Origin of the sequence: Saccharopolyspora flava, from assembly GCF_900116135.1 — a bacterium.
GTDB classification, from domain to species: domain Bacteria; phylum Actinomycetota; class Actinomycetes; order Mycobacteriales; family Pseudonocardiaceae; genus Saccharopolyspora; species Saccharopolyspora flava.
This window is the reverse complement of sequence record NZ_FOZX01000002.1, coordinates 152,531-177,121: the sequence shown is the minus strand read 5'-3', so window position 1 is coordinate 177,121 and position 24,591 is coordinate 152,531. Positions and strand designations below refer to the sequence as shown.

The 24,591-nt window shown below is 72.1% G+C and carries 20 protein-coding genes; 12 read left to right on the top strand and 8 right to left on the bottom strand.

Going from position 1 to position 24,591, the window contains the following annotated elements; all coding sequences use genetic code 11:
- The first annotated feature begins 20 nt into the window (after positions 1-20).
- Positions 21-3,011, top strand: a complete 2,991-nt coding sequence (locus BM424_RS07645; RefSeq protein WP_245775690.1) for a glycine--tRNA ligase — start codon at positions 21-23, stop codon at positions 3,009-3,011.
- Positions 3,012-3,152: 141 nt separating this feature from the next.
- Here the strand turns inward: BM424_RS07645 and BM424_RS07640 are convergent, their stop codons facing one another.
- Positions 3,153-3,563: a GtrA family protein gene (locus BM424_RS07640; protein ID WP_245775689.1), complete on the bottom strand. Its 411-nt coding sequence runs from the start codon at positions 3,561-3,563 to the stop codon at positions 3,153-3,155.
- Between the two features lie 217 nt (positions 3,564-3,780).
- On the opposite strand from BM424_RS07640, the gene BM424_RS07635 reads away from it, so the two are divergent.
- From BM424_RS07635 to BM424_RS07625, 3 genes are read left to right on the top strand one after another with little or no spacing between them, the layout of a single operon-like run.
- Entirely contained in the window at positions 3,781-4,785 is a 1,005-nt protein-coding gene (locus BM424_RS07635) for a glycosyltransferase (RefSeq protein ID WP_245775688.1), read from the top strand.
- Positions 4,748-6,220 carry a DUF2142 domain-containing protein gene (locus BM424_RS07630; RefSeq protein WP_175547975.1) on the top strand — a complete coding sequence of 491 codons (1,473 nt, stop codon included), beginning with the start codon at positions 4,748-4,750 and terminating at the stop codon, positions 6,218-6,220. Before BM424_RS07635 ends, BM424_RS07630 begins: the two co-directional genes overlap by 38 nt.
- A 13-nt stretch (positions 6,221-6,233) precedes the next feature.
- Positions 6,234-6,941 carry a class I SAM-dependent methyltransferase gene (locus BM424_RS07625; protein ID WP_093414937.1) on the top strand — a complete coding sequence of 236 codons (708 nt, stop codon included), beginning with the start codon at positions 6,234-6,236 and terminating at the stop codon, positions 6,939-6,941.
- 6 nt (positions 6,942-6,947) lie between these two features.
- On the opposite strand, the gene BM424_RS07620 is transcribed toward BM424_RS07625, so the two are convergent.
- The 3 genes from BM424_RS07620 to BM424_RS07610 form a co-directional block, all read right to left on the bottom strand.
- Positions 6,948-7,460, bottom strand: coding sequence for a hypothetical protein (locus tag BM424_RS07620; RefSeq protein ID WP_093414935.1), 513 nt, complete (start codon positions 7,458-7,460; stop codon positions 6,948-6,950).
- A gap of 133 nt (positions 7,461-7,593) precedes the next feature.
- Entirely contained in the window at positions 7,594-8,649 is a 1,056-nt protein-coding gene (locus tag BM424_RS07615; RefSeq protein ID WP_093414934.1) for a sodium:calcium antiporter, read from the bottom strand.
- Positions 8,650-8,777: 128 nt separating this feature from the next.
- Positions 8,778-10,124: a DNA-binding protein gene (locus tag BM424_RS07610; protein WP_245775687.1), complete on the bottom strand. Its 1,347-nt coding sequence runs from the start codon at positions 10,122-10,124 to the stop codon at positions 8,778-8,780.
- A gap of 143 nt (positions 10,125-10,267) precedes the next feature.
- On the opposite strand from BM424_RS07610, the gene BM424_RS07605 reads away from it, so the two are divergent.
- The 4 genes from BM424_RS07605 (at position 10,268) to BM424_RS28345 (ending at position 14,348) form a co-directional block, all read left to right on the top strand.
- Positions 10,268-10,798: a Chromate resistance protein ChrB gene (locus BM424_RS07605; RefSeq protein WP_217649648.1), complete on the top strand. Its 531-nt coding sequence runs from the start codon at positions 10,268-10,270 to the stop codon at positions 10,796-10,798.
- A 53-nt stretch (positions 10,799-10,851) separates the two neighbouring features.
- Positions 10,852-11,268: a YkvA family protein gene (locus BM424_RS07600; RefSeq protein WP_093414929.1), complete on the top strand. Its 417-nt coding sequence runs from the start codon at positions 10,852-10,854 to the stop codon at positions 11,266-11,268.
- Between the two features lie 149 nt (positions 11,269-11,417).
- Positions 11,418-13,517, top strand: coding sequence for an AfsR/SARP family transcriptional regulator (locus BM424_RS07595; protein WP_093414928.1), 2,100 nt, complete (start codon positions 11,418-11,420; stop codon positions 13,515-13,517).
- Positions 13,518-13,574: 57 nt separating this feature from the next.
- Entirely contained in the window at positions 13,575-14,348 is a 774-nt protein-coding gene (locus BM424_RS28345; RefSeq protein WP_139274022.1) for a class I SAM-dependent methyltransferase, read from the top strand.
- A gap of 7 nt (positions 14,349-14,355) precedes the next feature.
- On the opposite strand, the gene BM424_RS07585 is transcribed toward BM424_RS28345, so the two are convergent.
- Complete coding sequence (locus BM424_RS07585) at positions 14,356-15,657, bottom strand: hypothetical protein (protein WP_093414927.1); 1,302 nt, start codon at positions 15,655-15,657, stop codon at positions 14,356-14,358.
- The gene (locus BM424_RS07580; protein WP_093414925.1) at positions 15,651-16,745 is read right to left on the bottom strand and encodes a hypothetical protein; all 1,095 of its coding nucleotides are present in this window, start codon (positions 16,743-16,745) and stop codon (positions 15,651-15,653) included. Before BM424_RS07580 ends, BM424_RS07585 begins: the two co-directional genes overlap by 7 nt.
- Positions 16,746-17,146: 401 nt before the next feature.
- Between BM424_RS07580 and BM424_RS07575 the strand changes: the two genes are divergently transcribed.
- Genes BM424_RS07575 through BM424_RS07565 form a run of 3 tightly spaced genes read left to right on the top strand, consistent with a single transcriptional unit; the run spans position 17,147 to position 21,254 of the window.
- Positions 17,147-18,508, top strand: a complete 1,362-nt coding sequence (locus BM424_RS07575) for a condensation domain-containing protein (RefSeq protein WP_175547974.1) — start codon at positions 17,147-17,149, stop codon at positions 18,506-18,508.
- The gene (locus BM424_RS07570) at positions 18,505-19,911 is read left to right on the top strand and encodes a condensation domain-containing protein (RefSeq protein WP_093414922.1); all 1,407 of its coding nucleotides are present in this window, start codon (positions 18,505-18,507) and stop codon (positions 19,909-19,911) included. Before BM424_RS07575 ends, BM424_RS07570 begins: the two co-directional genes overlap by 4 nt.
- Before the next feature lie 2 nt (positions 19,912-19,913).
- Positions 19,914-21,254 (top strand): condensation domain-containing protein, encoded by a 1,341-nt coding sequence (locus tag BM424_RS07565; RefSeq protein ID WP_093414920.1) that lies wholly within the window; start codon positions 19,914-19,916, stop codon positions 21,252-21,254.
- Here BM424_RS07565 and BM424_RS07560 read toward each other — a convergent pair.
- Positions 21,188-22,096 carry a LysR family transcriptional regulator gene (locus tag BM424_RS07560; RefSeq protein ID WP_093414919.1) on the bottom strand — a complete coding sequence of 303 codons (909 nt, stop codon included), beginning with the start codon at positions 22,094-22,096 and terminating at the stop codon, positions 21,188-21,190. The genes BM424_RS07565 and BM424_RS07560 overlap by 67 nt on opposite strands.
- 92 nt (positions 22,097-22,188) lie before the next feature.
- On the opposite strand from BM424_RS07560, the gene BM424_RS07555 reads away from it, so the two are divergent.
- Positions 22,189-22,545, top strand: a complete 357-nt coding sequence (locus tag BM424_RS07555; protein WP_093414917.1) for a YybH family protein — start codon at positions 22,189-22,191, stop codon at positions 22,543-22,545.
- A gap of 52 nt (positions 22,546-22,597) precedes the next feature.
- On the opposite strand, the gene BM424_RS07550 is transcribed toward BM424_RS07555, so the two are convergent.
- Complete coding sequence (locus tag BM424_RS07550) at positions 22,598-24,508, bottom strand: UvrD-helicase domain-containing protein (protein ID WP_093414916.1); 1,911 nt, start codon at positions 24,506-24,508, stop codon at positions 22,598-22,600.
- Positions 24,509-24,591 lie beyond the last annotated feature (83 nt).

Genomic DNA, 24,591 nt, shown 5'->3' with positions numbered 1-24,591 from the left:
GATTGAAGGGTTCGGGACCGGTGACCGAGAGCAGCACACCGACGATGCAGGACGCGCTGCTGGCGCTGCAACGCTACTGGACCGAACGAGGTTGCATGATCATGCAGCCGTTCAACACCGAGGTCGGGGCCGGCACCGCCAACCCCGCCACCATGCTCCGGGTGCTCGGGCCGGAGCCGTGGCACGTCGGCTACGTCGAGCCCAGCGTCCGGCCCGATGACGCCCGCTACGGCGAGAACCCGAACCGGCTGCAGACCCACACCCAGTTCCAGGTGATCCTCAAGCCCGACCCGGGCAACCCGCAGGAGCTCTACCTGGGCAGCCTCGAAGCCCTCGGCGTCGACACGAAGGCGCACGACATCCGGTTCGTCGAGGACAACTGGGCCTCCCCGGCGCTGGGCGCCTGGGGCCTGGGCTGGGAGGTGTGGCTCGACGGGCTGGAGATCTCGCAGTTCACCTACTTCCAGCAGGCCGGTGGCCTGGTGCTCGACCCGGTGTCGGTGGAGATCACCTACGGCATCGAGCGGATCATCATGGCGCTGCAGGGCGTCGACCACTTCAAGGACATCCGGTACTCCGACGGCGTCACCTACGGCGAGATCTTCGGCCAGTCCGAGTACGAGATGAGCCGCTACTACCTCGACGACGCCGACATCGAGGCCACCCACCGCATGTTCGACACCAGCGCCGCCGAAGCGGACCGGCTGCTGGACCTGCGGCTTCCCTCGCCGGCGTACGTGCACGTGCTCAAGTGCAGCCACATGTTCAACGTGCTCGACGCGCGCGGCGCCATCAGCACCACCGAGCGCGCCAAGGCGTTCGGGCAGATGCGCAGCCTCACCCGACGCGTCGCCCAGCTGTGGGCCGAGCGGCGCGAGGAGCTCGGCCACCCGCTCGGCGTGGTCGAGGCCTCGCCCGCCGCCACCGCCGGGGACCTGCCCGAGGTGAGCGAGCCGGCGACGCTGCTGTTCGAGATCGGCCTCGAGGAGCTGCCGCACGCCGACGTGTCCACGATGGCCGCTTCGGTGCGGGACTCGCTGGAGGCCAAGCTCGCCGGAACCCGCCTGGCGCACGGCGAGATCAGCGCGTTCGCCACGCCGCGGCGGATCATCGTGCAGGTCGCCGACGTGGCCGCGGCCGAGCCGGACGCCGAGCGCACCGTGCGCGGCCCGAAGACCGCCGCCGCGTTCGGCCCGGACGGCGCGCCCACCAAGGCCGCGCAGGGCTTCGCGGGCAAGCACGGCGTGGCGCCGGAGGACCTCAGCCGCGTCGACGTCGACGGCACCGAGCACGTCGCGGTGGTGCGCACCGAGGAGGGCCGCACCGCCCCCGTCGTGCTGTCGGAGCTGCTGGCGCAGCTGGTCGGCGAGCTGCGGGCCGACAAGAACATGCGCTGGCGCGACCCGAAGCTGTCGTTCAGCCGCCCGGTGCGCTGGCTGCTGGCGCTGCTCGGCGACACCCCGCTGCCGGTGGCGGTGTCCTCGCTGGTCAGCGGCACCACCACCCGCGTTCACCGCACCGCGGCCGAGCCGGTGGTCGAGGTCGCCTCGGCCGACGGCTACCTGGAGTTCCTGGCCGGGCACGGCATCGTCGCCGACGCCGCCGAGCGCCGCCGCAGCATCGTCGGCGCGGCCACCGAGCTCGCCGCCGGCGTCGGCGGCACCGTCGACTTCGCCGGTGAGGCGGGCCTGGTCGACGAGGTCACCAACCTGGTGGAGAGCCCCACGCCGATCCTCGGCGGCTTCGCCGAGCGCTACCTGGAGCTGCCCGAGCAGATCCTCACCACGGTGATGCGCAAGCACCAGCGCTACCTGCCGGTGCGGGGAGAGAACGGCCTGCTGCCGCACTTCATCACCGTCGCCAACGGCGACTGCGACACCGACCTGGTCCGCGAGGGCAACGAGTCGGTGCTGCGGGCCCGCTACGAGGACGCCGCGTTCTTCTGGCGCGCCGACCTCAAGCGCAAGCCCGAGGAGCTGCGCGAGGGCCTGCACAAGCTGACCTTCGAGGAGCGGCTGGGCTCGATGGCCGACCGCGCCGACCGGATCGCCCGCGTGGCGGTCGCTCTCGGCGACGCCACCGGCCTGTCGGAGGCCGACCGGGCGACCGTGGCGCGGGCCGGTGAGCTGGCGAAGTTCGACCTGGCCTCGCAGATGGTCGTCGAGCTGTCCGGCCTGGCCGGGACGATGGCCCGCGAGTACGCGGTGCGTGCGGGCGAAACTCCCGCCGTGGCAACGGCTCTGGCCGAGATGGAGCAGCCGCGCGGCGCCGGGGACGCGCTCCCGGAGAGCAACCCGGGCGCGGTGCTCGCGCTGGCCGACCGGTTCGACCTGCTGGCGAGCCTGTTCGCGATCGGCGCCAACCCGACCGGTAGCTCGGACCCGTTCGGGCTCCGCCGCGCCGCCGGTGGCGCGGTGACGATCCTGCGCGCCACCCCGGCCGCGGCGGCGGTGACGCTGCGGGCCGGGCTGGAGGCTGCTCGCGCGCAGGTCGCCGAGCAGGGCACGACGCTCAGCGACGAGGCGCTGGCCGAGGCGCACGAGTTCATCGTCCGCCGCTACGAGCAGCAGCTCCTCGACGCCGGTCACGAGCACCGGCTCGTGCAGGCGGTCCTGCCGCTGGCCGACACCCCGGTGCTGGCGGACGCGGCGCTGGCGGAGCTGGAGAAGCGGATCCACGACGAGGACTTCGGGGCGCTGGTCGCGGTGATCCAGCGGGCCCGCCGCATCGTGCCGGAGGGCACGGTGGCGGCCTACGACGCGGACGTGCTCACCGACCAGGCCGAGCGGGACCTGCACGCCGTGGTCGCCGAGGTCGCCCAGCAGCTGTCGGGCACCACGACGCTGGCGGAGTTCACCGCGACCGCGGGTCGCCTGGTGGATCCGGTCAACCGGTTCTTCGACGAGGTCATGGTCATGGCCGAGGACGCCGACCTCCGCCAGGCCCGCCTGGGTCTGCTCGCCACCATCACCGACCTCGCGGACGAGGTCCTGGACTGGCGAGCGCTCTGAGGGTTCCGCGCCACCGAGCAGCCCCGGAACCGCGTGGTTCCGGGGCTGTTTCGCGTCTCACGTGGGGTGTGTCCCGGGGCAGGGGACAGTTTTAGCCATAATCACCCATGATCAATGTCCGTTTTGCCCGGTCAATTATGGCTAAAACTGTCCCCCTCCCGCACCCGCTCGGGACCGCGACGGCGTTCGGGTCAGCACCAGCTGCGTGACGGCGAAGGTCGCGGGGACGGCGAGGACGGTGGCCAGCAGCGGGGCCGTCCGCTGGTCCATCCCGAAGAATTCGACGAGCACGTAGAGGAACACCGTCACGCCCGCGAAATTGGTGATGTTGGTCAGCGGAAAGAGGAGGAATTTTCGCATTGACGGCCGGGTGCGGAACGTGAATCGGCAGTTGAGGAAATAGGACACGATCACCGCGGGAACCATCGCCATCAGGTGTGCGACCAAGTACGGGAGGGCTCCGCGCAGGAACAGGTAGGCCCCGTAGTAGACGAGCGTGTTGATCAGTCCCACGACGCCGTAGCGCGCGATCTTGCCCAGCAGTGATGTCACGTTTCGCGACCCTCCAGCCGAATTCCCGGGAGCGCACGAGAATTCATCCGGACTGATGAGCGCAATTCCCTCGATGGGGCGAGGGTTGGCTCGCAATTCCATCCGAATTTAAGGGGGAAGCCGGTGTTGCGCTACGGTGCCGGGCGTTCCTTCCACGGTCAGCTTGCACGAATGAACCGTGAATTCGCAAATCGCTTTCACAGTTTCGGGAGATTCCGTGTTCTCCTCCACGACCGAGCTGCGCCCGCTCCCCGAGCCCGCAGGCCCGCGGATCGTCGCGATCGTGCCCTGCCACAACGAGGCCGTCTCGGTGACCGCGGTCATCCGCGACCTGCGCGAGGCCGTTCCCGGCGTCACCGTCTACGTCTACGACAACAACTGCACCGACAGCACCGCCGAGATGGCGGAGCGGGCCGGCGCGATCGTGCGCCGGGAACGTCTCAAGGGCAAGGGCAACGTCGTCCGGCGGGCCTTCGCCGACATCGACGCGGACGTCTACCTGCTTATCGACGGCGACGACACCTACGACGCCTCCCGCGCGGGCGAGCTCGTCGCCGCGCTGCTGGAAGGCCCGTACGACCACGTCATCGGCACCCGCACCGGCTCGGCCTACCGGCGCGGCCACGCGGCAGGCAACCGCATGTTCAACCTGCTGGTCGGCTCGCTGTTCGGGATGCCGGTGCGCGACATGCTCAGCGGCTACCGGGTGCTGTCGCGGCGGTTCGTGAAGTCCTTCCCCGCGCAGTCGCGGGAGTTCGAGATCGAGACCGAGCTGACCGTGCACGCGATGAACCTCCGCGTCCCGCAGGTCGAGGTGCCCGTCAAGTTCAAGGAACGCCCCGAGGGCAGCGAGAGCAAGCTCCGCACGGTCCACGACGGCAGCCGCATCCTGTGGCTGATCTCCGAGCTCACCCGGCACGAGCGCCCGCTGCTGTACTTCGGGGTGATCTCGATGGTGATGGCCGCCGCGGGCCTGCTGCTGGGCATCCCGGTGATCGCCGAGTTCGCCGAGACCGGCGCCGTGCCCCGGCTGCCCACCGCGCTGCTGGCCTCCTCGCTGATGATCCTGGCCCTGCTGATGCTGGTCAGCGGCCTCGTCCTGGACGGCCTGCGCCGCTCCCGCCGGGAGGCGACGCGCCTGGCCTACCTCGCGCTGCCCGCGCTCGACGACCACGGAGATGAAAGTGACGAATACCGACACCACCGCGTTCGAGCACGTTGACGACGTCGCGGAACCCGCCGCGCCCCCGGCACCGCGCCGCCATCGGCTGAAGGACCCGTGCGGACTGGTGTTCGTGGCGCTGAGCCTGCTGTTCGGCTGCGCGTTCTCGCTGATCACACCGCCGCTGTGGGGTTTCGACGAGACCACGCACTTCTCCCGCGCCTACGCCGTCGACCACGGCCGCTTCCTGCCGCAGGTCGTCCCCGGGAACCCGGGCATCTACGGCGGGCCCATCCCGGAGACCGTCGCCGAGCTGTCGTTCTTCGCCGCCGACGGCTTCAACAACGTTCCCGAGTTCCCGGAGCACGCCGTCACGCGCCCCGAGGGGTACGCCGAGCGGCTCGCCCAGCCGCTCAACGCGCCGCTGGTGGACGTGGGATTCGTCAACACCTCCTCGTACTCGCCCGTCGCCTACGTCCCCAGCGCCCTGGCGCTGCGCGCCGTGGAGATCGTCGACGGATCGGTGGGGCTGGCGCTGACGCTGATGCGGCTGGCCGACGTGCTGACCTTCACCGGCATCGTCTGGCTGGCGCTGCGGGCACTGCGCGGACTGCGGTTCCGGTGGGTCGTGTTCGTGGTGGCGCTGATGCCGATGACAATGTTCGTGGCCGCGATGATCACCGCGGACGCGCTCACCAACGCGCTGGCGCTGCTGTTCGGCGCGCTGTTCGTCAAGGCGGTGTTCCTCGCGAACCGGTTGTCGCGCTGGGAGACCGCGCTGCTGCTGGCCGCGGCCGTCCTGCTGCCGCTGGCGAAACCGACCTACGTGCTGATGGTGCTGCTGCTGCCGTTCGTCCCGGGCCCGCGGATGGCCGTGCGCCGTTGGGCGGGCATCGCCGCGACCGCCGTCGGCATCACCGGGTTCGGGATCTGGACGGCGCTGTCGGCCAAGACCAGCGAGGGCATGAAGGTCATGCGCCCGAACGAGGTCGTCGACCCGGGCCTGCAGATCCAGTACCTGCTCACCCACCTCAGCGACGTGCCCGGGCTGTTGGCCAGGACCTTCGTGAGCCAGGAGCAGCCGATCGTCGCCGGCTTCTTCGGGGTGTTCGGCAGCAGTTTCGTGCTGGCCCCGGGGACGGCCGGGCTGGCGACGCTGGCGGCGGGCTCGCTGGCCTTCGGCATCACCGACCGGATGCGCGGCACCCGCGCGCAGTGGATCATCGCCGCCGTGATCGTGCTGGTCGGCGCGGCGGCGCTGTTCGGCACGCTCTACCTGGAGTTCTCCCCGGTCGGCCGGTACCAGATCGAGGGAATGCAGGGCCGCTACTTCCTGCCGCTGGTGGTCGTGGCCGTCGCGGTGCTGGCGCGGGTGATCCCGCTGCGGCTGGACGTCCCGAGCGCCCGCCTGCTGCGGGGGACCGAGGTGGCCATCGTGGTCCTGGTGTTCTACGCGCTGCTCAGCAGCGCTTTCAAGTACGAATTCGTCCTCTAGGAAAGAGAATCCGATGACGCAGATCAGCGGTGACACGCACTTGCAGTCCGACGCGCTGGAGGACCTCACCTCGGCGGTGAACTACCGGAAGTGGTTGTGCTCGCTGGGTTTTCCGCACTTCGGTGACGACGTGCTGGAGATCGGCTCGGGTCTGGGGCACTACGCCTCCGAGTGGGCCGACATGGGTGCCCGCATCACCGCCAGCGAAGCCGACGAGAGCCGCCTGAGCACGCTGCGGGAGCGCTTCGCCCACGACGCGCGGGTGACGGTCCGCGAGCTGACGGTGCCGATCTCCGAGACCGCGGACTACTCGACGGTCGTGGCCTACAACGTGCTGGAGCACATCGAGGACCACGTGGGCGCGCTGCGCTCGTTCTCCGGCCTGCTGCGGCACGGCGGTGCGATCGTGCTGGTCGTGCCCGCGTTCGAGTTCGCGATGAGCCGGTTCGACCGCGCGATCGGGCACCACCGCCGCTACCGCACGGCCGGGCTCTCCCGGGCGCTCACCGAGGCGGGGCTGATCGTGGAGCACTGCCACTACATCAACGGTCCCGGCCTGCTGGCCTGGTACGTGACCTGCCGGCTGCTGGGCGGGCGTCCGAAGGAGGGACCGATGCTCACCGCCTACGACAAGCTCTACGTGCCGGTCGAGCGTCGCATCGAGTCCCGCCTGCGGATGCCGTTCGGCCAGTCGGTGTTCGCCGTGGCCCGCCGCCCGTGACGGGCGTCAGCAGGCGTCCATGCCCGCGGCGTCCTCCAGGCCGAAGTCGGACAGGTAGCCGTCGTCCTTGAACGCGAAGATGTAGCGCACGCCCGGATTCCCGGGGATGTCGTGGGCGTAGGTGAAGTCCAGCGGCGGGACGTTGTAGAGGTCCGGGTAGGTGGCCCGCACCTGGTCGAGGGTCTGCCCGAAGCCCACGCCCTCGGTGGTGGTCATGTTGTCGGTGCCCTGGATCTCGACCACGCCGTGCTCGGGGTGGACGAAGATCCCGTTGCCCGGGTGCCCCTGGCCCTCCTCGGGCCGGAAGTCGAGGATGTTGCAGCCTTCGGCGGGCGCGCCGGGCGTCTCGTCGACGACCAGTCCGGTGGCCAGGGCCTCCTGCTCGGTCTGGCCGAGGCACAGGCCCTTGTAGCAGTCCGGTCCGAGCGGGACGGGTTCCTGCTGGGCGTGGGCCAGTCCGGTGCCGCCGACGGTCAGCGCCGCCGCCAGCGCGCCTGCGATCCCCAGTGCACGTCGCATCGTCGTTCCCCCAGTGAGTCGGTTTCGGCGTACACCCGGCAGACGTCCCGGCAGCACGCGAGGTTGCCGCCGGGACGGGGAGCAATTCAGTTCGACGAGATCGATTTCGCCTGGTGGTACGCGGTTTTCGCGATCAGTCGAGGTCGGCGGGGACGACGCCGAGGACGCCGTAGCTGACCGCCCAGTACAGGACGTAGCCGGCGAGCAGGACGACGCCGTGCCAGCGGCGCAGGCGGCCGGTGGCCAGGAACGCGGCGGCCAGCGCCGTGAGCACCACCAGCGCGGGCAGGTGCCAGCGGAGCACGCTGGAGTCGACCACCAGGCCGCCGGCCAGCAGGATGATGCCGAGCTTGCCGGTCACCGAGAACAGCACGCTGCCGATGACGTTGCCGACGCCGATCTCCGGAGCGCCGCGCCGGGCGGGCTCGACGGTGAGGAAGATGTCCTCGACGGTGAGCACCAGCGTCGCGATGGTCGCGCCGAACAGGGTTCCCTCCAGGCCGAACTCCTCGAGGATCCCCTCGGTGCCCATCCCGGTCGCCGAGGCGCCCACGATGAGCCCGACCAGGGCGAGGACGGCGAGCCCGGCACCGGCCCAGCCGGAGAGCCTGCGGGCCGAGGCGAAGGGCATCTGGTCGGCGAAACCGGGCCGCCCCGGCACGTCGGGCGGCAGCTCGGCCACGGCCGTGCCACCGCCGTCGCGGGTCGCGGCGTAGGCCTCGTAGAGCTCGGCGTCGCGGAACACCGGCTGCGAGCTCCGCGACTCGCGCACCACGACGTAGCCGAGGAACGCCGCGAACAGCGCCAGCAGCACCACGCCGGTGAGCGCGGTCATCGGCACGAACGCCACGAACCCGGCCAGCACCAGCGGCGCGCAGGCGAACAGCAGCAGGTAGTCGCGAGGGATGCTCACCTTCGTCGGGGTGATCAGCGCGGCCACCGCCAGCACGACGCCCGGCAGCGACAGGGCGGTGCCGAACACGATGCCGAGCGCGACGCCGTCGAGGTCCTCGAGGTTGAGCGCCACGCCCAGGAAGATGTCGTCGAACTCGATGCCGGTGAAGATGATCGCCAGCAGGAACAGCGAGATCCGCAGTCCCGCAGCCATTCCCACCAGGTAGCCGACGAGCTTCTCCGCGCTGTAGATCAGCAGCGCCGCACCGGCGGCGAACACGAGCATCGATTCCATGACACCTCGCATCGTCGCGCCGGCGGGATCTCACATCACCATGGAGCGGACGAAACCGGCGGGCAACCTTCCGCACCACCGGCGGGAGATCATCCGCAACGAACGGCCCCGTTCTGGGAACGGGCGGTCTAGACGCCCAGGATGCGGCGGACCTGGGCGACGTGCCTGCGGGCGACCGGGATGAACTCGGGTGCGCGCGGGTCGGTGATGAGCAGCAGCTCGCCGCGGCCGCCGCGTTCGAGTTCGGCGACGCGCCGCATGTTCACCAGGAACCGCCGGTGCACGCGGCAGAAGCCGTGGGGCGTGAGGACCTCGTCGACGTGGTCGAGTCCGCGCATCGCGGCCTGGATGCGGCCCCGGTCGGTGCTCAGCCACACGGTGTTGCGGTCGGCCTCGGCGTAGCGGATCTCCGCGGGCATCAGCACGACCAGGCGTTCGTTGCGCAGTCCGATGATCCGGTCCGGCGCGGGGGAGGGAACGTGGTCGTCGCGCGGGGTGTGCGGTTCGCCGTCGGCGACGCCGAACTCGCAGGTGAAGCCGATCAGCCGGTCCTGCGCGTGCAGCGGCCGGAGGGTGACGGGCTGCTCCCCGGAGGGCGTGGTGACCACCGCGGAGCCGGTCCAGCCGGGGAAGCCGGAGGCCCGCCCGGCCGCCCATCTGACCACTGTGGACAGCTCTGCCGCTTCGGGCTCCCGGCGGTCGCCCGGGGAGATCATCGGGGTCGCCCCGGGGAGTCCGAGCAGCGGTTCGGCGGCGTCGTTGCCGATGACGGCGCGACCGCCGACGTCCACGCCCAGCAGGGGGTTGCGGGTCCGCCGCTCGGCGAACGCGGCGACCAGCCGCCGCCCGTCGGCCACGGCGCGCTGGTGCAGCTCGGCCTCCACGCCGCCCGCCGCGCTCTCCAGCCAGCCGGTGACGTGGTCGGACAGCGGCTCGCCCCAGCGGGAGACGTCGAGCATGCCGATGGGGGAGCCGGTGACGACGTCGCGCACGGCGATGCCCGTGCAGGCCCAGTCGTGGAAGCCCTCGCACCAGTGCTCGGCGCCGGTGACGGTCACCGGGCCGGTCGTCTCCAGGGCGGTGCCCAGGCCGTTGGTGCCGGTGGTGTCCTCGGCCCAGGTGGCGCGCGGGGCGAGGTTGCTGGCCTCGGCGCGGCGCTGCGCCTCCGGGTCGCCGTAGGCGGCCAGGACGCGGCCGGAGCCGTCGGCGACCGCGATGATGCCGCCGGAGCGCTCCATCTCCCGGCCCGCGATGGCGGCGAGTCCGCCGAGCTCGGCGAGCACGACCTCCTGCTCCAGGCAGTGCTCGGCGTGCTCGGGCGCCGCGGGCGCGATGCGCAGGCCGGGATCGACGTCGTAGCGGTCGCGGCAGCGCGACCAGGACGCCAGGATCTCCGGGCGCACGCCCGCTGCGACGTCGCGGCCGGCGGCGAAGTCCTCCCGGGCCCGAGCGACGGGTTCCGCGCTGATCGTCACCGGTAGCCACCTGCCCATCGCGAACGCAGCTCCACCGTGACCCCCATCACAGGCTAGCGATCTCAGCGCACCGGCTCAACCCGTCTCCGCAGGCCACGGGGGCTGTGGGATCCGCGCGGCGCCCGGTGCGCGAGACTGGGGGAGTGACTGGTGGGGCGTGGTTGATGCTGGTGTACCGGGTTCCGGGCGAGCCGTCGCGGCTGCGGGCGACAGTGTGGCGGCGGCTCAAGGCCGCCGGCGCGGTGTACCTGGCGAACTCGGTGGCGGTGCTGCCGTCCTCGACCGAGGCCGAGCGGACGCTGCGCAAGCTCCGCGCCGAGATCGAGGGCATGGGCGGCACCGGGCAGCTCCTGCGCGCCGAGGCGCTGGCCGGGCAGGACGAGGTCGTCGCCGCGTTCAACGCCGCCCGCGACGCCGAGTACGACGAGGTCCTGTCGCGCTGCGAGGACTTCCAGGCCGAGCTCGACAAGGAGTCCGCGGCGGGCAAGTTCACCTACGCGGAGCTGGAGGAGAACGAGGAGGACCTCGCCAAGCTCCGCCGCTGGATGGACAAGATCCGGGCCCGCGACAGCCTCGGCGCCCCGCGCGGCGAGGAGGCGGTCGAGGCCGTCGAGCGCTGCGCCCGGGCGCTGGACGCCTTCGCCGAGCGGGTCTACGCGGCCGAGACCGAGTGAGCGGTCTCTCACGGTCACTACCAGCGAAGTCTAACCGCCGTTACACTCGCAGGATGACGATCGTGACCGCCCTGGTGGGTCTGGCCGCGGGGCTGCTGCTGGCGTGGCTGGCGCTCGTGGTGGTCCTGCTCGTGATGTGCCCGCGCAAGGGGATGCTGACCGAGGCGCTGCGGCTGCTGCCGGACACGCTGCGCCTGCTGCGCAGGCTCGCCGCCGACCCCGGGATGCCGCGCGGCGTGCGGTTCCGGCTGGGCGCGCTGCTGGCCTACCTCGCGCTGCCGTTCGACCTGGTGCCCGACTTCGTGCCGGTGCTGGGCTACGCCGATGACGCGATCGTCGTCGTGGCGGTGCTGCGCTCGGTGGTCCGCAGGGCCGGTTCGGAGGCCGTGCAGCGGCACTGGCCGGGCACCGACGAGGGATTCGCGGCGCTGTCGCGGCTGGCCGGTCTGCGGGCGCACGCGGTGGACTAGAGCGGATTTCTCGTTTTTGGAATAAACCAAGGACGTCTTCGCGGTAATTCGGAAGAAATACCGCCGGATTTCTTGCGCGCGGCCCCCGAAACCGAGGAAACTCGGCAGATCGGTGTGATCTACGTTCTCTGCGTGGGGGTGGAATTCCGTTGCGGTTCGACGTGCTGGGGCCGGTTCGGGTGCGGCACGGCACCGTGGAGGTACCGGTTCCCGGTCTCCTCCGGCAACGTCTGCTCGGTCTGCTCCTCGCGCACGCCAACACCCCGGTCTCCGCCGAGTGGTTGTCGACGGCGTTGTGGGGTGGCGAATCCGAGCGCCGCGGCGGCAGCAAGCTGCACCTGCTGGTGCACCGGCTGCGCAAGACCCTCGGCGAACCCGAGCGCCTGGTCTCCGACGCGGGCGGGTACCTGCTGCAGGTCGAACCCGACGAGCTCGACTCGGAGCGGTTCGAGACGCTGCTCGACCTCGCCGAGCGCAACTTCGACCCGCAGCGCCGCGCCGACCTGCTGCGCCAGGCGCTGCGGTTGTGGCGCGGAACGCCGTACCAGGACCTCGACCTCGCCGAGCTCGCCGGTGAGGCGCAGCGCATCGAGGAACGCAGGCTGGCCGGGCTCGAACAGCTGCACGCCGCCGAACTCGATTGCGGCAGGCACTCTTTCATCATCGCCGAGCTCTCCGACCTGGTCCGCGAGAACCCGCTGCGGGAACGCCTGCACGCGCTGCTGATGACCGCGCTGTACCGCGCGGGCAGGCAGGCCGACGCGCTCGCGGTCTACCGCCGCGCCCGCCGCACGATGGTCGACGAGCTCGGGCTGGAACCCGGTCCCGCGCTCCGCGATCTGGAGCAGCGCATCCTCGCCGGCGAGCACATCGAGTTCGAGCCGCCCACCGCGCGCCCGCCCGCGCGCCCGGCCCAACTCCCGCACGACGTCCCGGGTTTCATCGGTCGCGACGCCGAGCTCACCGAGCTCGACCGGCTCAGCGAGAAGGCCGAGGTGCCGATCGCGGTCGTCGCGGGCACCGCCGGTGTCGGCAAGTCCGCGCTGGTGACGCACTGGGCGCACGCCGCCCGGGAGCGCTTCCCCGACGGCCAGCTCTACGTCGACCTGCGCGGCTACGGCCCGGATCAGCCGCTGACCACCACCGAGGTGCTCGCCGGATTCCTGCGCGCGCTGGGCATCCCCGGTGACGCGATCCCGGCCGACGCCACCGAGCGCGCCGCCCGCTTCCGCACCGTCGTCGACCAGCGGCGGATGCTGATCGTGCTGGACAACGCCGCCGCGCCCGGCCAGATCCGGCCGCTGCTGCCCGGCACGCCCACCAGCTTCGTGGTCGTCACCAGCCGCGATTCGCTGTCCGGGCTCACCGCCCGGGACGGCGCCTACCGGCTGGTCCTCGACCGCATGGACCCCGGCGAGGCGCACGCGCTGCTCACCGACCGGCTCGGCGAGGACGTGCTGAACGCCGGCACCGCGAAGCCGCTGATCGAGCGCTGCGCGCGGCTGCCGCTGGCGCTGCGGGTCGCCGCCGAGCGGCTGCACCAGAGCGGCAGCCGCGACGTCTCCGACCTGCTGGAGGAGCTCACCGACGAGCAGCGCGGGCTCGACGCGCTCGACACCGGCGACGAGCACACGTCGGTGCGCGCGGTGTTCTCCTGGTCCTACCGCAACCTGCCCGACGACGCCGCCCGCCTGTTCCGGCTCTACGGCTTCACCTGCCGCCACGCCGGGCACCGCATCGGCGTCTTCGCGCTCACCGCGCTGCTGGGCTGCGACGACGTGCAGACCACGCGGCGGCTGCTGGACGTGCTGGTGCGCGCGCACCTGCTCACCGAGGTCAGTTACGGGCGCTACGAGATGCACGCGCTGCTCGGCGACTACGCCGCCGAGCTCGCGGAGCTGGAGCAGGACCGGCCGGCGATCGTGGCCCGGCTGCTCGGCTTCTACCTGCACACCGCCGACCAGGCGATGCGCATCCTGCACCCCGAGCGCGATCCGGACGCGGGCGGTCTGCCGCGCCCGGTGGCGATGCCGACGCTGTCGAACCAGGAGTCGGCGGTGAAGTGGCTGGACACCGAGCGGCCCAACCTGATGTGCGCGGCGGAGAGCGCCGCGAAGGCGGGGATGCAGGACCTGGTCACCGTGCTGTTCCGGATGCTGCACGGCTACTTCGCCGACGGCGACCGCTACTACGACGACGCCCAGCGCCTCGCAGCCCTAGCAGGAGGCGCGATCCCCGACGACTGCTGAGCCGGGACGATCGCTGCGTGCAAGCCCGGTGCAAGCCGGGCTGCGCACGCTGTCCGGATGACAGGCGAATACCACTTCCGGACCGCCTCCGACCTGGGGCGGGAGCAGACGGAACTGCTGCAGGAGATGCTCGACGAGCCGACGCACCGGCTGGTCGAACCGGCCGCGCGCCCGGGAGCGCGGTGCCTGGAGATCGGCGCGGGCAGCGGTTCGATCGCCCGCTGGCTGGCCGAGCGGGGCGCGTCGGTGGTCGCCGTGGACCTCGACACCGAGCACCTCACCGGCCTCCCCGGCGTGACCGTGCTGCAGCACGACATCAACGACGGGGTCCCGCCCGGCGGCCCGTTCGACCTCATCCACGCCCGGGCGGTGCTGATGCACCTGCAGCGGCGGGAGCACGTGCTGCGCGAGCTGGCCGGTGCGCTGGCGCCCGGCGGGATGCTCGCGCTCGGCGAGGTGGCGTTGCACAACCCGCCGCGCGTGCTGGCCGCGCCGGAACCCGGTGACGTGGAGGTGTTCCTGCGCGTGCTCGGCCAGGCGAAGGAGGCGTTCAGCGGGGCCAACGGGATGTCGTTCGACTGGGGTTTCGAGGTGGACGGGCACCTGGCCGCTGGGCTCGCCGACGTGCGCAGCAGGTTGTTCAGCGAGCCGCTGGTCGGCGGCTCCACGCAGGGCCGCTACGTGCACAACCTCGCGGTGCAGCTCTCCCCGGGCCTGCTCGCGCGCGGTGCGGCGGAAGCCGATCTCGACCGCTTCTGCTCGCTGTTCCTGGACCCGGGGTTCCGCTGCTGGTACCTGCAGTTCGTGTTCAGCAGCGGAGTGCGGAACTGACGTCGGCTCACGGCTTTTCCCACGCCCGGTTCGGGATGTTCCAGGTGGCGAGGGTGTTTTCGGTGTGGGTGTGCAGGGTTCGGGTGTCGGGGACGTGGTCGGGGTCCAGGGCGAGCATCGCGAGCGTGAGGGTGCCGCCGGTGCGGGTGAGCCAGGCCGTGAGGCCGCCGCCCCGGGCGCGCAGGAGCGCCGGGCTGGTGCCGCCGGTGAGCGAGCGCATCATCACCGAGGTGGCCGGAAAACCCGTGGGGGCGGCGAATTCCCGGGGGAGCTCGCCCAGGTTCGAGCACAGGCACAGCGGAACCGGCGAGTTCTTGGCGGTTCTGGCGACCACCGCGTCCGGCAGGAGTTGGACCAGCGGCTCCAGCAGGCGGGCCGGGGTCTCGTCGGCCGCTGCGGCGAAGGCCTGTTTGCTGGCGGCGCGGATCGCGGCGAGGTCGGTGACGCGACCGTCGGCCGGGGTGACCGCGAGGGACACGCCGGTGGTGGCGTTGGAGCGGTCGTCCTGCTCGCCGCGGGTGCTGACCGGGAGCGAGACCTTGATCGGGGCGTCCGGCGAGACCCGCCCGGAGGCCAGCAGGATCTCGGTGAGCACCGCGATGAACAGCGTGTTCGCCGACCCGCCCCGGGCCGCGGCGGCCGCGTCCCACGCCTCGGCGTCGCAGTCGAGCACCGCGAACGGCGGCAGCGCCGGGGTGTCGTCGCCGACGGGCTCGCGGGTCCGGGACGTCTGGGTGCCCGGTGGCAGCGGCGAGCCCTTCGGGGCCCGCACCGCGCGCAGCACACCGCGTCCGGCGCGGCGGATCTGCCCGGCCGCGTCGCGGACGTCGTCCCACCAGCGGACCGGTGTCTCCGGCGGACGTCCCGCGCTGATCCCGCGCACCGCCTCGACGACCGCGTTCACGTGCACCCCGCCGTCGCCGACGACGTGCGAGACGACCAGCGACAACACCGACCCGCCCGCCTCGGTGGGTGCGCAGGCCAGCCGCCAGCCGGGGCCGCGCACGGGGTCCAGGGGCTTCGCCGCCTCGGCGTCGGCCCAGCTCAGCACGGACTCGACCGGTTCGGAGCGCACCGCCACCGGCGGCACGGTCTCCGACGGCACCCAGCGCGCCCGCGCGCCCGGGAACGCGCCGCGCACCACGCGCCTGCCCAGCCGCCCGGCACTCAGCCTGCGGGCGAGCTCGTCGAGCTCGGCGGGGTCCAGCGCGCGGTCGAACCGCCACACGCTCTGGTTGGTGACCGGGATCCCCAGCACCCGCTCGGAACGCAGGAACAGGTCGTCGTCGAAGGTCAGCCGGTTCACCACGGGCGCACCGCCACTCCCCACGCCGCGAACTCCGAGACCACCAGCTCGCGCAGCTCCTCGACGTCGTTGATCCGCCCGGGCGCCAGCCCGCACACCGAGATCGTGCTGCGCTCACCGCTGTCGCTGAGCCACCCGGTGACGCCGTCGCCGATGGTGGCGACCTCCTCGGGCCCGGCACCGGGGTAGTGGGCGGTGGCCGACACGCTGCGCACCGGCGCCCCGCACAGCTCGCCGGGCAGCCGCCCGACGTTGGAGGCGAGCACCGTCGCCGCAGGTGGCGGAGGTAACCGGCGCACCACGGTGTCCGGCAGCATCTGCAGCAGCGCCAGCGGCTGGGAACCCGGGGAGGCGGCCGCGAGGCGCTGGTAGGCGCGCTTGCACTCGGCCTTGACCTCGGCGAGGTCCTGCTCGTCCAGCACCGACCGGTCCAGTCCCGCGACGGCGATGCGGGTCGAGTTCGCCCGCGCGTCATCGGGCTCCCGGCCGCTGACCGGAAGTGCGGCCGGGACCACCGCGTCGGCGCAGCCGGCGGTCGCGGCCACCCGCGAGAGCGCGGCCACGAACAGCGAGTTGACCGAACCACCGCGCGCGGCAGCGGTTCTCGCGAGATCGGCGCTGTCGCACTCGACGACGACGTGCGGCACCCGCCAGTCCGCCGGGGCCTGCGGGGAGGTCTTGGCCGGTGGCGGGGTCTTCTTCGTGCCGCGCGGACGGTTGAGCACCCAGCGGGCGGCGGCGCTCAGCTGCTTCCGGGCGTCGGCGAGGTCGTCGAGGATCGCCGCCAGGGGGCCGCTCGGCTCGGTCACCGGGGCCGGGGTTCCGCCGTCGGCGCGGGTCACGGCGTCGAGCAGCGCGGCGCCGTCGGCGATCGCGTGCGCCGCGACCAGCGACAGGACGGCTCCGCCGTCGGTGGTGCGGGCGAACGACAGCTGCCAGCCGAGCCCGGTCGCCGGGTCGAAGTCCGCCGAGACCCGGCCGTCCAGCCAGCCCAGCACGTCGGCGACGGGTTCCGGTTCGACGTGCAGCGGCGTGCGGCCGGAAGCGCGCGACCACCTGTCCCGGGCACCCGGAACCCACGTGCGTTCCACTTTCCGGGAAAGCGCGCCCTTCGCGATTTCTTCATGGAAAATTTCCACGTCGGACATATCGGGCGGGCTGTCGAATCGCCAGCCGAACTGGTTTATCGCGGGTGTTCCGAGTCCGCGATGACGCCGCATGAACAGATCGTCGGCGAATTCGAGTCGTGCTGAGCGGAAAATGACGCCTCCTGCTGTGGAAAACCCCGAGTTCCGGCGTGTTTCACCAGGTTGAAACAGTTCGCTTCGAGGTGGTACCGATTGTGGCCAATGCCCGTCCGGGCATGAACCCGACATTGTGGTGACCATCAACACATTCGATCGGGTGTCTGTTGTGAGGTTAATCTGCGTGCTCCGCCGGTCAACGGGGATTGCGCGTGGAGCACTTGCTGAAATACCCGGGAGATCGCGACGTGGAATACACCGAATTATCCGACTACCCGCTGCCGGACGGCGCGGTCACCACGTGGTCCCCGGTGTGCGACGCGGAGTCGTGGACCGATGACGACCGCAGGCTCACCCACGACCACGAGGCGCACCTCGCCTCGGCCGCAGCCGGGTCCTGGATCGGCTCGGTGCTGCGCATCCCGCTGCGCCACGACGCCGGTGCTCTCCGCCGCGCGCTGCGCGCCTGGGTCGCCCGGCACGAGGCGCTGCGCACCACGGTCAGCCGCGACGGCGAGTCCTGGCGGCGGCACCTGGTCGCCGAGGACGCCGTGGACGTCGAGCCGCAGCCGCGCGGGGAGCTGACCGGCGCGGCCGCCCACGACCTCATCGCCGAGTTCTTCGCCGGCGTCACCCCGGACCGCTGGCCGCACTGCCGGTTCGCCACCGTCGTCGGCGACGACGGGTTCGTGCTGGCCTTCGGCGCTGATCACAGCGTCATGGACGCCTACTCGCAGCTGCTGTTCTTCGGCGAGATCGTCGAGCTCTACGAGCGCGCGCTGGCCGGCGACCACGACGGGGAGATGGCCGCGCTCGACGTCGGCAGCCACGTCGACCACAGCGCCGCCGCCCGCTCCCTGTCGGAGGTCGTCGACGCCGAGCACCCGGTGGTGGCGCACTGGCGCGAGTTCCTGCGCGACGGCGAGTTCCCGGCGATGCAGGGCGCCTCGCCGCAGGTCCCCGCGCCGCCGGAGCTGCCGCAGCACTCGCTGTCGCGGTGGGCGGTGCGGCCCGCCGACGCCGAGCGCATGGAGCGGGTGTGCTCGAACCTGGGCACCGGCCCGCAGTCGGGAGTGCTCGCCGCGCTGGCCCTGGCGATGCGGGAGCGCACCGGCTCCGAGCGGCTGCGGTTCGTGCTGCCGATGCACACCCGCAGCGACCGGCGGCACGCCGGAGCCGTCGGCTGGTACGTGGGGCTGTGCCCGGTGGACGTCGACCTGGGCGGCGTCACCGACTTCGCCGAGGTCGTGGCCCGCACCCGCGCCGGCATCTCGGCCGGTCGCGGCTGCGTGAAGACCTCCTTCGCGCGCGTCGCCGAGATCCTGGAGCTGGATGCCGAACCGCGCTTCGTCATGTCCTACGTGGACGTGCGCAAGGTGCCCGGCGCCGAGCGCTGGCCCGAGTGGAACGCCCGCGCGCTGCGCAGCCCCGAACCCAGCCGGGACGAGGTCTACCTGTGGCTGGTGCACTCCGAGGAGGGCATCAGCGTCTCGGCCCGCTGCGGCCGCTCCGAGCACTCGCTGCTCGCGGTGGAGGGCCTGATCACCGGGTTCGAGAAGAAGTTCACCGAGGTCCTGGGCGCTCCGGAAGCGCTGGAGGTGGGCGCGTGAAGCTCGCCGCGATGGCCGACTGGCGCACCGCGCCCGGCCGCGTCCTGCGCTGGAGTCCCACGCCCGCGGCCCGCGTTGCCGCCGCCGACGCCCCGGTCGACCCGGGCCCGCCGTCGGACCTGCAATCCGACCACCTGGGCGCGTTCCGGGCGCTGGGCCGCAACCGCGCGTGGACCGGCGTGGCCACCGACGTCGACGGCGACCTGGACCGCGACGCGATGACGCGCGCCCTGCGGCGACTCGTGCGCACCCACGGCGGTTTCCGCACCTGGTTCGACCTCTCCGGCCCGGAACCCGTGCGGCACCTGGTCCCGGCCGAGGCCGTGGACTTCGAGGTCGAGGAGGTCCCGGTCGACGGCGGTGACTGGGACGCCGCGCTGCAGGAGCACCTGACCTCCCGCTTCGACGAGGAGTGCACGCCCGACTCCTGGCCCGGCTTCGCCTTCGGCGTCGTCGAGCGGCCCGGCGGGTTCGGCCTGTTCTGGGGCTGCGACCACGCCTTCACCGACGGCGCCTCGCAGATCCTGCTCGGATCCGAGCTCGCCGACCTCTACGCCGCCGAGCTCGCCGCTCCCGGCGGACCCGAGGTCGTCGAGGGCGCGCTGCCGAAACCCGAGGAGCGCGGGGACTTCCGCGACTACGTGGAGGAACAGCGCAAGGCCGCAACGGATTTCACCGCCGAATCGCCCGAAGTCCGCGAGTGGCTGCGGATGGTGTCCTCCCACGGCAACCGGCTTCCCCGGTTCCCGCTGCCGCTGGGGCTGGAGGAGGGCGAGAAGGCGCCGGTGCGCATCCGCACCCTGACGTTCCTCGAAGGTGACGAGGTCACCGCCTTCGACCGCGCCTGCAAGGCGGCGGGCGCGCGGATCAGCGGTGGTGTGTTCGCCGCCGTGGCCGCCGCCGAGCGCGAGCTGGCCGGGCGGGACCACTACTTCGGCATGACGGTGCTCAGCACCCGCGACCGCGGTCCGTACTCCCGGTCGCAGGGCTGGTTCTGCACGTTCGCCCCGGTCGAGTTCGAGGTCGGCGACGCCGGTTTCGGCGAGCTCGCGCACCGCGCGCAGGACGCGCTGCGGCACGCCAAGCAGCTCGCCCGGGCCCCGATCCACCTGGTCGTCGACACCCTCCTGCGCACCGGCACCTGCACCCCGGCCGACATCGGCAGCCCCCAGCTGCTGTCGTACCTCGACCTGCGCTGGTTCCCCGGCGCGGGCCGCCCGGCCGACGAGCGCGGCGTGCACTTCACCGGCACCGGCCGCACCTCCAACGCCTCGATGTGGATCAACCGGGACGCCGACAGCCTCTACCTGCTGGCCCAGGTCCCGGACACGGCCCAGGCCCGCGAGACGGTCGAGACCTACCACGGCCGGCTGCGGGAGATCTTCCGCAGCGCCGCCGGCTGACCATGCACGTCACCGCCGCCGACCTCTGGCACCTCGCCCCGGGCGACGTCCGCGCCTGGACCGTCACCCCGACCGGCACCCCGGAACCCGCCGCGCTGTCGGTCAACCAGCGCAACCACCTCGCCTCCGCCGCAGCGGGCAACCCCGCCGTCTGGCTGGCGGCCACCTTCGAAGTCGAAGGCCCGATCAACGACCAAGCCCTCACCCAAGCCTTCAAAGCACTGGTGAGCAGGCACGACTCCCTCCACCACGAGTTCCACCCCGACACCACCACCGCCGTCCGCCACAACCCCACCCACCTCACCGTCCACCCCCTCCCACCCTCACCCGACCTCCCCGGGGCAAATACCGCAATATTCGACCGGTCAAAAACTGCGGTATTCGACCGGTCAAATACCGCAGTTTTCGACCCGACGAATACCGCAGGATTTGACCGGGCGCGGGTGCGGGAGTTGTTGGATCGGGAGTGCGCGCCGGGGTCGTTTCCGGCGTTCGTGCTGGTGGCGGTGTCGCGGCCGGGGAGTTCGACGGTGGTGTGCGGGTTCGATCACGCCCACGTGGACGCGCACTCGATCGCGTTGATCGCGAGGGATCTTCACGCGCTCTACACCGGGGACGAGCTACCGGCGGCGGGGAGCTTCGCCGCGCGGGTGGCGGAGTGGTCGCAGCCGTCGGAGGAGTCCGGTCCCGCGATGGCGAGCTGGCGCGAGTTCCTGGACGCCGTCGACTACCGGTTACCCGTGTCGCCGGTGAAAACCGGTGTGCCGGAAGGGAAAACCGCGGAGCAGGCCACGGATCGGCGGCTGCTGGCCGATTCCCGGACCACGGCCGCGCTGAGCGAGGTCGCCCGCGCGAAGGGCACCACGACCTTCGGGGCGCTGCTGTCGACGATGGCCTCGGCCGTGGGGGAAGTGCTGCCGGTGCTGGTGCCGGTGCAGACGCGGGGCCCCGAGGACGCCGACTCCGTCGGCTGGTTCACCACCACCGTCCCCGTCTGGGCCGACCCCGACCTGACCCGCATGGGCGAACACCTCGCGCGAGGACGCGAGCGGGCCGAACCCCCGCTGGACCAGGTCCTGTCCTCGCTGCCGCGACCGCTGCGCGCGGACCGCCGCGACGTGTTCATGGTCTCCTACATCGACTACCGCAGGCTCCCGGAAACCCCGTCCGCCCAGCACGTTTCCGGCACGGCCCCGGCCGACGACGTGCAGCTGTGGCTGGCCCGCACCGCCGACGGCGTCCACGCCCGCACCCGCTTCCCGGACACCCCCGACGCTCACCGCGCGGTCACCTCGCTCCTGCAAACCTGGTCAACCGAAATCCGAAAAGCCGCACAGCAGTAGCGAACCAGCTCCCGCGCCGCCGCTCCGGCACCCGGCCGCCACGTCAGGGCGAGCAGCGCGGGCTCGGTGGCATCGGTGATCGGCACCGCGGTGAGCTCGTCGAACTCGGCGGCCATCGACCGGCTGAGGATCGCCACCCCGAGCCCGCGCGCCGCCAGATCCGCGATCGCCTGCGCCGCGCCGGCCTGCAGCGCGATCGTCGGCTGCGCACCGCGTTCCGCGCACGCCCGGTCGAACACCGCCCGCTGCCCGGTTCCCGAGGGCATGCACACCACGGGGTGCGCGGCGAGCTCGGCGAGCGACACCGCGTTCCCGTCCAGCTCGTGACCCGCCGGGACGGCTGCGACCAGCGGTTCCGCGACGATCGTGAGGGAGTCCAGGCCTTCGGGTTCGGTCTCGGCGCCGATCAGCGCGAGATCCAGCGACCCGGTGCGGACGTCCGCGACGAGCCGGTCCGAATTGTCCTCCCGCAGCGACAGCTCCACTCCCGGATGGGCTTCGTGGAAGGCCGCCAGCGCGTCGAACAACGGCGTCACGGTGCACCCGATGACCATGCCGACGCCGAGATTCCCGCGCAGCAGCCCGGTGACCTCCCCGACGGCCTGCCCGACGGCCCCCGCCGCGGCGAGCGCGGCCCGCGCGTGTTCCAACGCCGCCTCGCCCGCCACCGTCAGCTCGGCCGACCGCCCCGAGCGGTCGAAGAGCTCGGCGCCGAGTTCCTTCTCCAGCCGCCGGATCTGCGCGCTCACCCCGGACTGGCTGATGTGCACGCGCTGCGCGGCCCGGGTGAAGTTCCGCTCCTCGGCCACCGCCACGAAGTACTCCAGCTGCCGCAAGTCCATAACCGCTGATTCTAGTTCCCATCAGAAGCATCTGTTGGACTTCTGATTCAGGTCGCCGCAGGCTGGAAGCAGAACCGGAGAGGAGAACTGCCATGCGCGACAAGGCCCGCGAACCCGAAGACCTCACCCGACTGTTCGTCGAACGCAGCAACGCCGGAGATGCCGAAGGGGTCGCCGAGCTCTACGAACCCGACGCCGTCATGGCCTACCCTCCCGGCGAGACGACGGTCGGCCGCCCGGCCATCCGAGCGCTCTGGGAGGAAGTCCTCTCCCACAACCCCCGCTTCGAACCGGAACCGCCGCTCCCGACCCTGATCAGCGGGGACATAGCCCTCACGGCCACCCCGCCCAAGGACGGCACGCGCGCCCGCGCCCAAGTCGCCCGCCGCCAGCCCGACGGCACCTGGCTCCGCCTCCTCGACCAACCCGAATTCCGCCCGCCTGAGTGACACTCCGTCGAAAACCGCGGTTTTTGTCGCGTGAAAACCGGGGTTTTCGCGGTCACGGGGTGGTGGGGTGGGCGAGCCAGAGGAGGTCTTGGGCTCTGGTCATGGCCGTGAGGCGGCGGCGCTGGTGGGTTTCGCGGTCCTCGGCGGTGTCCGGCGGGGGAGTGGGCTCTACCGGGAGGAAGACCGAGCGGAACTCCGAACCCTTGGCGTGCAGGTAGGTGCCGACGAGCGTGTCGGTGGTGTCGCGGCCGTCCCAGGAGGCCAGTTCCCGGGCGGCGACACCGGCGTCGCGCAGCACCCGCAGCCAGTGCTCGGCCGCGGACTCGGTCTCGGTGAGCACCGCCGCCGACGAGTCGTCGTCCAGCGCCAGCAGCGCGCACAGCAGGGCCCGCTCCTGGTCCCGGCCGTGCCACTCGACGACCTGGCCGCCCCCGCGGACCGGCAGGGCCGCGCTCAACGGCAGCGACGGGCCCTCGTCGAACCGGTTGATCGCCTCCACCTGGCTCGCGCGCTCCAGCAGCATCGCCCGGTTGCGGTAGTCGTGCCGCAGCGCCTCGCCGCGCCCGTGCAGCGAGATCCCCGCCTCGGCCAGCCGCCAGCCTCCGGCCAGCGCCTGCTGCTGACCGTCGCCGACCAGCAGCAGCTGATCCGGCCCGGCGCCGCTGATCGCGTGCGCCAGCCGCAGCCCGATCAGCGTGAGCTCCTGGGCCTCGTCGACGACCACGCCGGTGTACTGGCGGGGCAGCGGACGCCGCTCCAGCTCGGCCAGCGCGCGCTTGAGCACGTCGTTGTGGTCGAACACGCCCCGCTCGGACAGCTCCCGCTCGTACTCGCAGTAGAAGCGCCAGGCGTGCGACCGGAAGTCCGAGGGCAGCTGCCCGCCCCGGCCCTTCCGCGACACCGTCCGGTAGGCGTCGAACGACGAGATGCCCCGGCCCTTGATCACCCGGTCGATCTCGTCCCGCCAGTACTCCCGCGAGTTCCGCAGCCCGTGCAGCACCACGTCCCGCGACCACACGGCGTCGAACGCGCGCCGCACCTCCCGCTCGTCGACCTCGGCCGCGCGCCCGCGCCCGGCCAGCAGGTCCCGCGCCCACGCGTGCAGCGAGGTGAACTCGATCTGCCCGGCCAGCTCCGGCGCCATCCGGCCGAACCGCGCCGCCGCCCGCGCCGGGATCCACGGCAGCGGCGACGTGCACAGCAGCTTGCCGTCACCGCGCCGCGCCAGGTAGGCCAGCCGGTGCAGCGCCAGCGTCGTCTTGCCGGTGCCTGCGGGGCCGCTGATCTGCGCCGGGCCCGAGTAGCTGCGCCGCACCGCGCCCAGCTGCGCGTCGTCCAGGAAGTACCGCCAGTCCCGGAACGGCCGCCGCGCCGACGGCGCCACCGGTTCCTGCAGCACCTCCGGCACGCCGCCGCGCTGACGCGGGATGCGCTGCGAGTTCCACATGATCGGCGTCAGGTCGAACGTGCGGCTGTCCAGGTGCTTGGCCAGCGCCAGCGCCTCGTCGGAGGTCAGGATCCGCTCGCCGCGCTTGAACAACCGGTCCAGCTCGTCCTCGGTGATCGCCAGGTGATCGGCGCTGCGCCCCTTGCGCCCGGTGTGCTCGATCGGGTGCACCACGACCGTGCGCAGCACCGACTCGCTGAGCATCCCGGACCCGATGGACGCGCCCGCCAGCAGCTCCGCGGCCCACACGAACGCCGCGCGCGAGTCCTCCCAGTCCGGTTCGGTCTCCCGCAGCAGCACCACCAGCACGCCCATCCGGCCGACCAGCACCAGGTCCGGGCGCTGCCTCGGGGTGTGCGGCGCGAACTGGTTGAGCAGCGGGTACCAGCCGTTGTCCCGCTCGGCGGCGAAGCGGTGCAGCACCCGCTTCTGCCACGACGGCAGCGGCCGGTCGCGCAGCTGCACCTCCGCTTCGCGCCGGAGCAGTTCCTGGCGGTGGTGAAAGGTCCCGGTCACGGCGCCTCCTGTCCACACAAGGCCTGGTCGCGAGCAGCAGCGAACACGCTCGGTGTCGACAGTAATGCGTTCCGTGTCGATTT

What these genes read in the sequence shown, in the direction of transcription:
- BM424_RS07625 (WP_093414937.1), top strand. Translation starts at nt 6,234, where the DNA reads ATGACGCAGATCAGCGGTGACACGCACTTGCAGTCCGACGCGCTGGAG.
- BM424_RS07620 (WP_093414935.1), bottom strand. Translation starts at nt 7,460, where the DNA reads ATGCGACGTGCACTGGGGATCGCAGGCGCGCTGGCGGCGGCGCTGACC.
- BM424_RS07615 (WP_093414934.1), bottom strand. Translation starts at nt 8,649, where the DNA reads ATGGAATCGATGCTCGTGTTCGCCGCCGGTGCGGCGCTGCTGATCTAC.
- BM424_RS07600 (WP_093414929.1), top strand. Translation starts at nt 10,852, where the DNA reads ATGACGATCGTGACCGCCCTGGTGGGTCTGGCCGCGGGGCTGCTGCTG.
- BM424_RS28345 (WP_139274022.1), top strand. Translation starts at nt 13,575, where the DNA reads ATGACAGGCGAATACCACTTCCGGACCGCCTCCGACCTGGGGCGGGAG.
- BM424_RS07565 (WP_093414920.1), top strand. Translation starts at nt 19,914, where the DNA reads ATGCACGTCACCGCCGCCGACCTCTGGCACCTCGCCCCGGGCGACGTC.
- BM424_RS07560 (WP_093414919.1), bottom strand. Translation starts at nt 22,096, where the DNA reads ATGGACTTGCGGCAGCTGGAGTACTTCGTGGCGGTGGCCGAGGAGCGG.
- BM424_RS07555 (WP_093414917.1), top strand. Translation starts at nt 22,189, where the DNA reads ATGCGCGACAAGGCCCGCGAACCCGAAGACCTCACCCGACTGTTCGTC.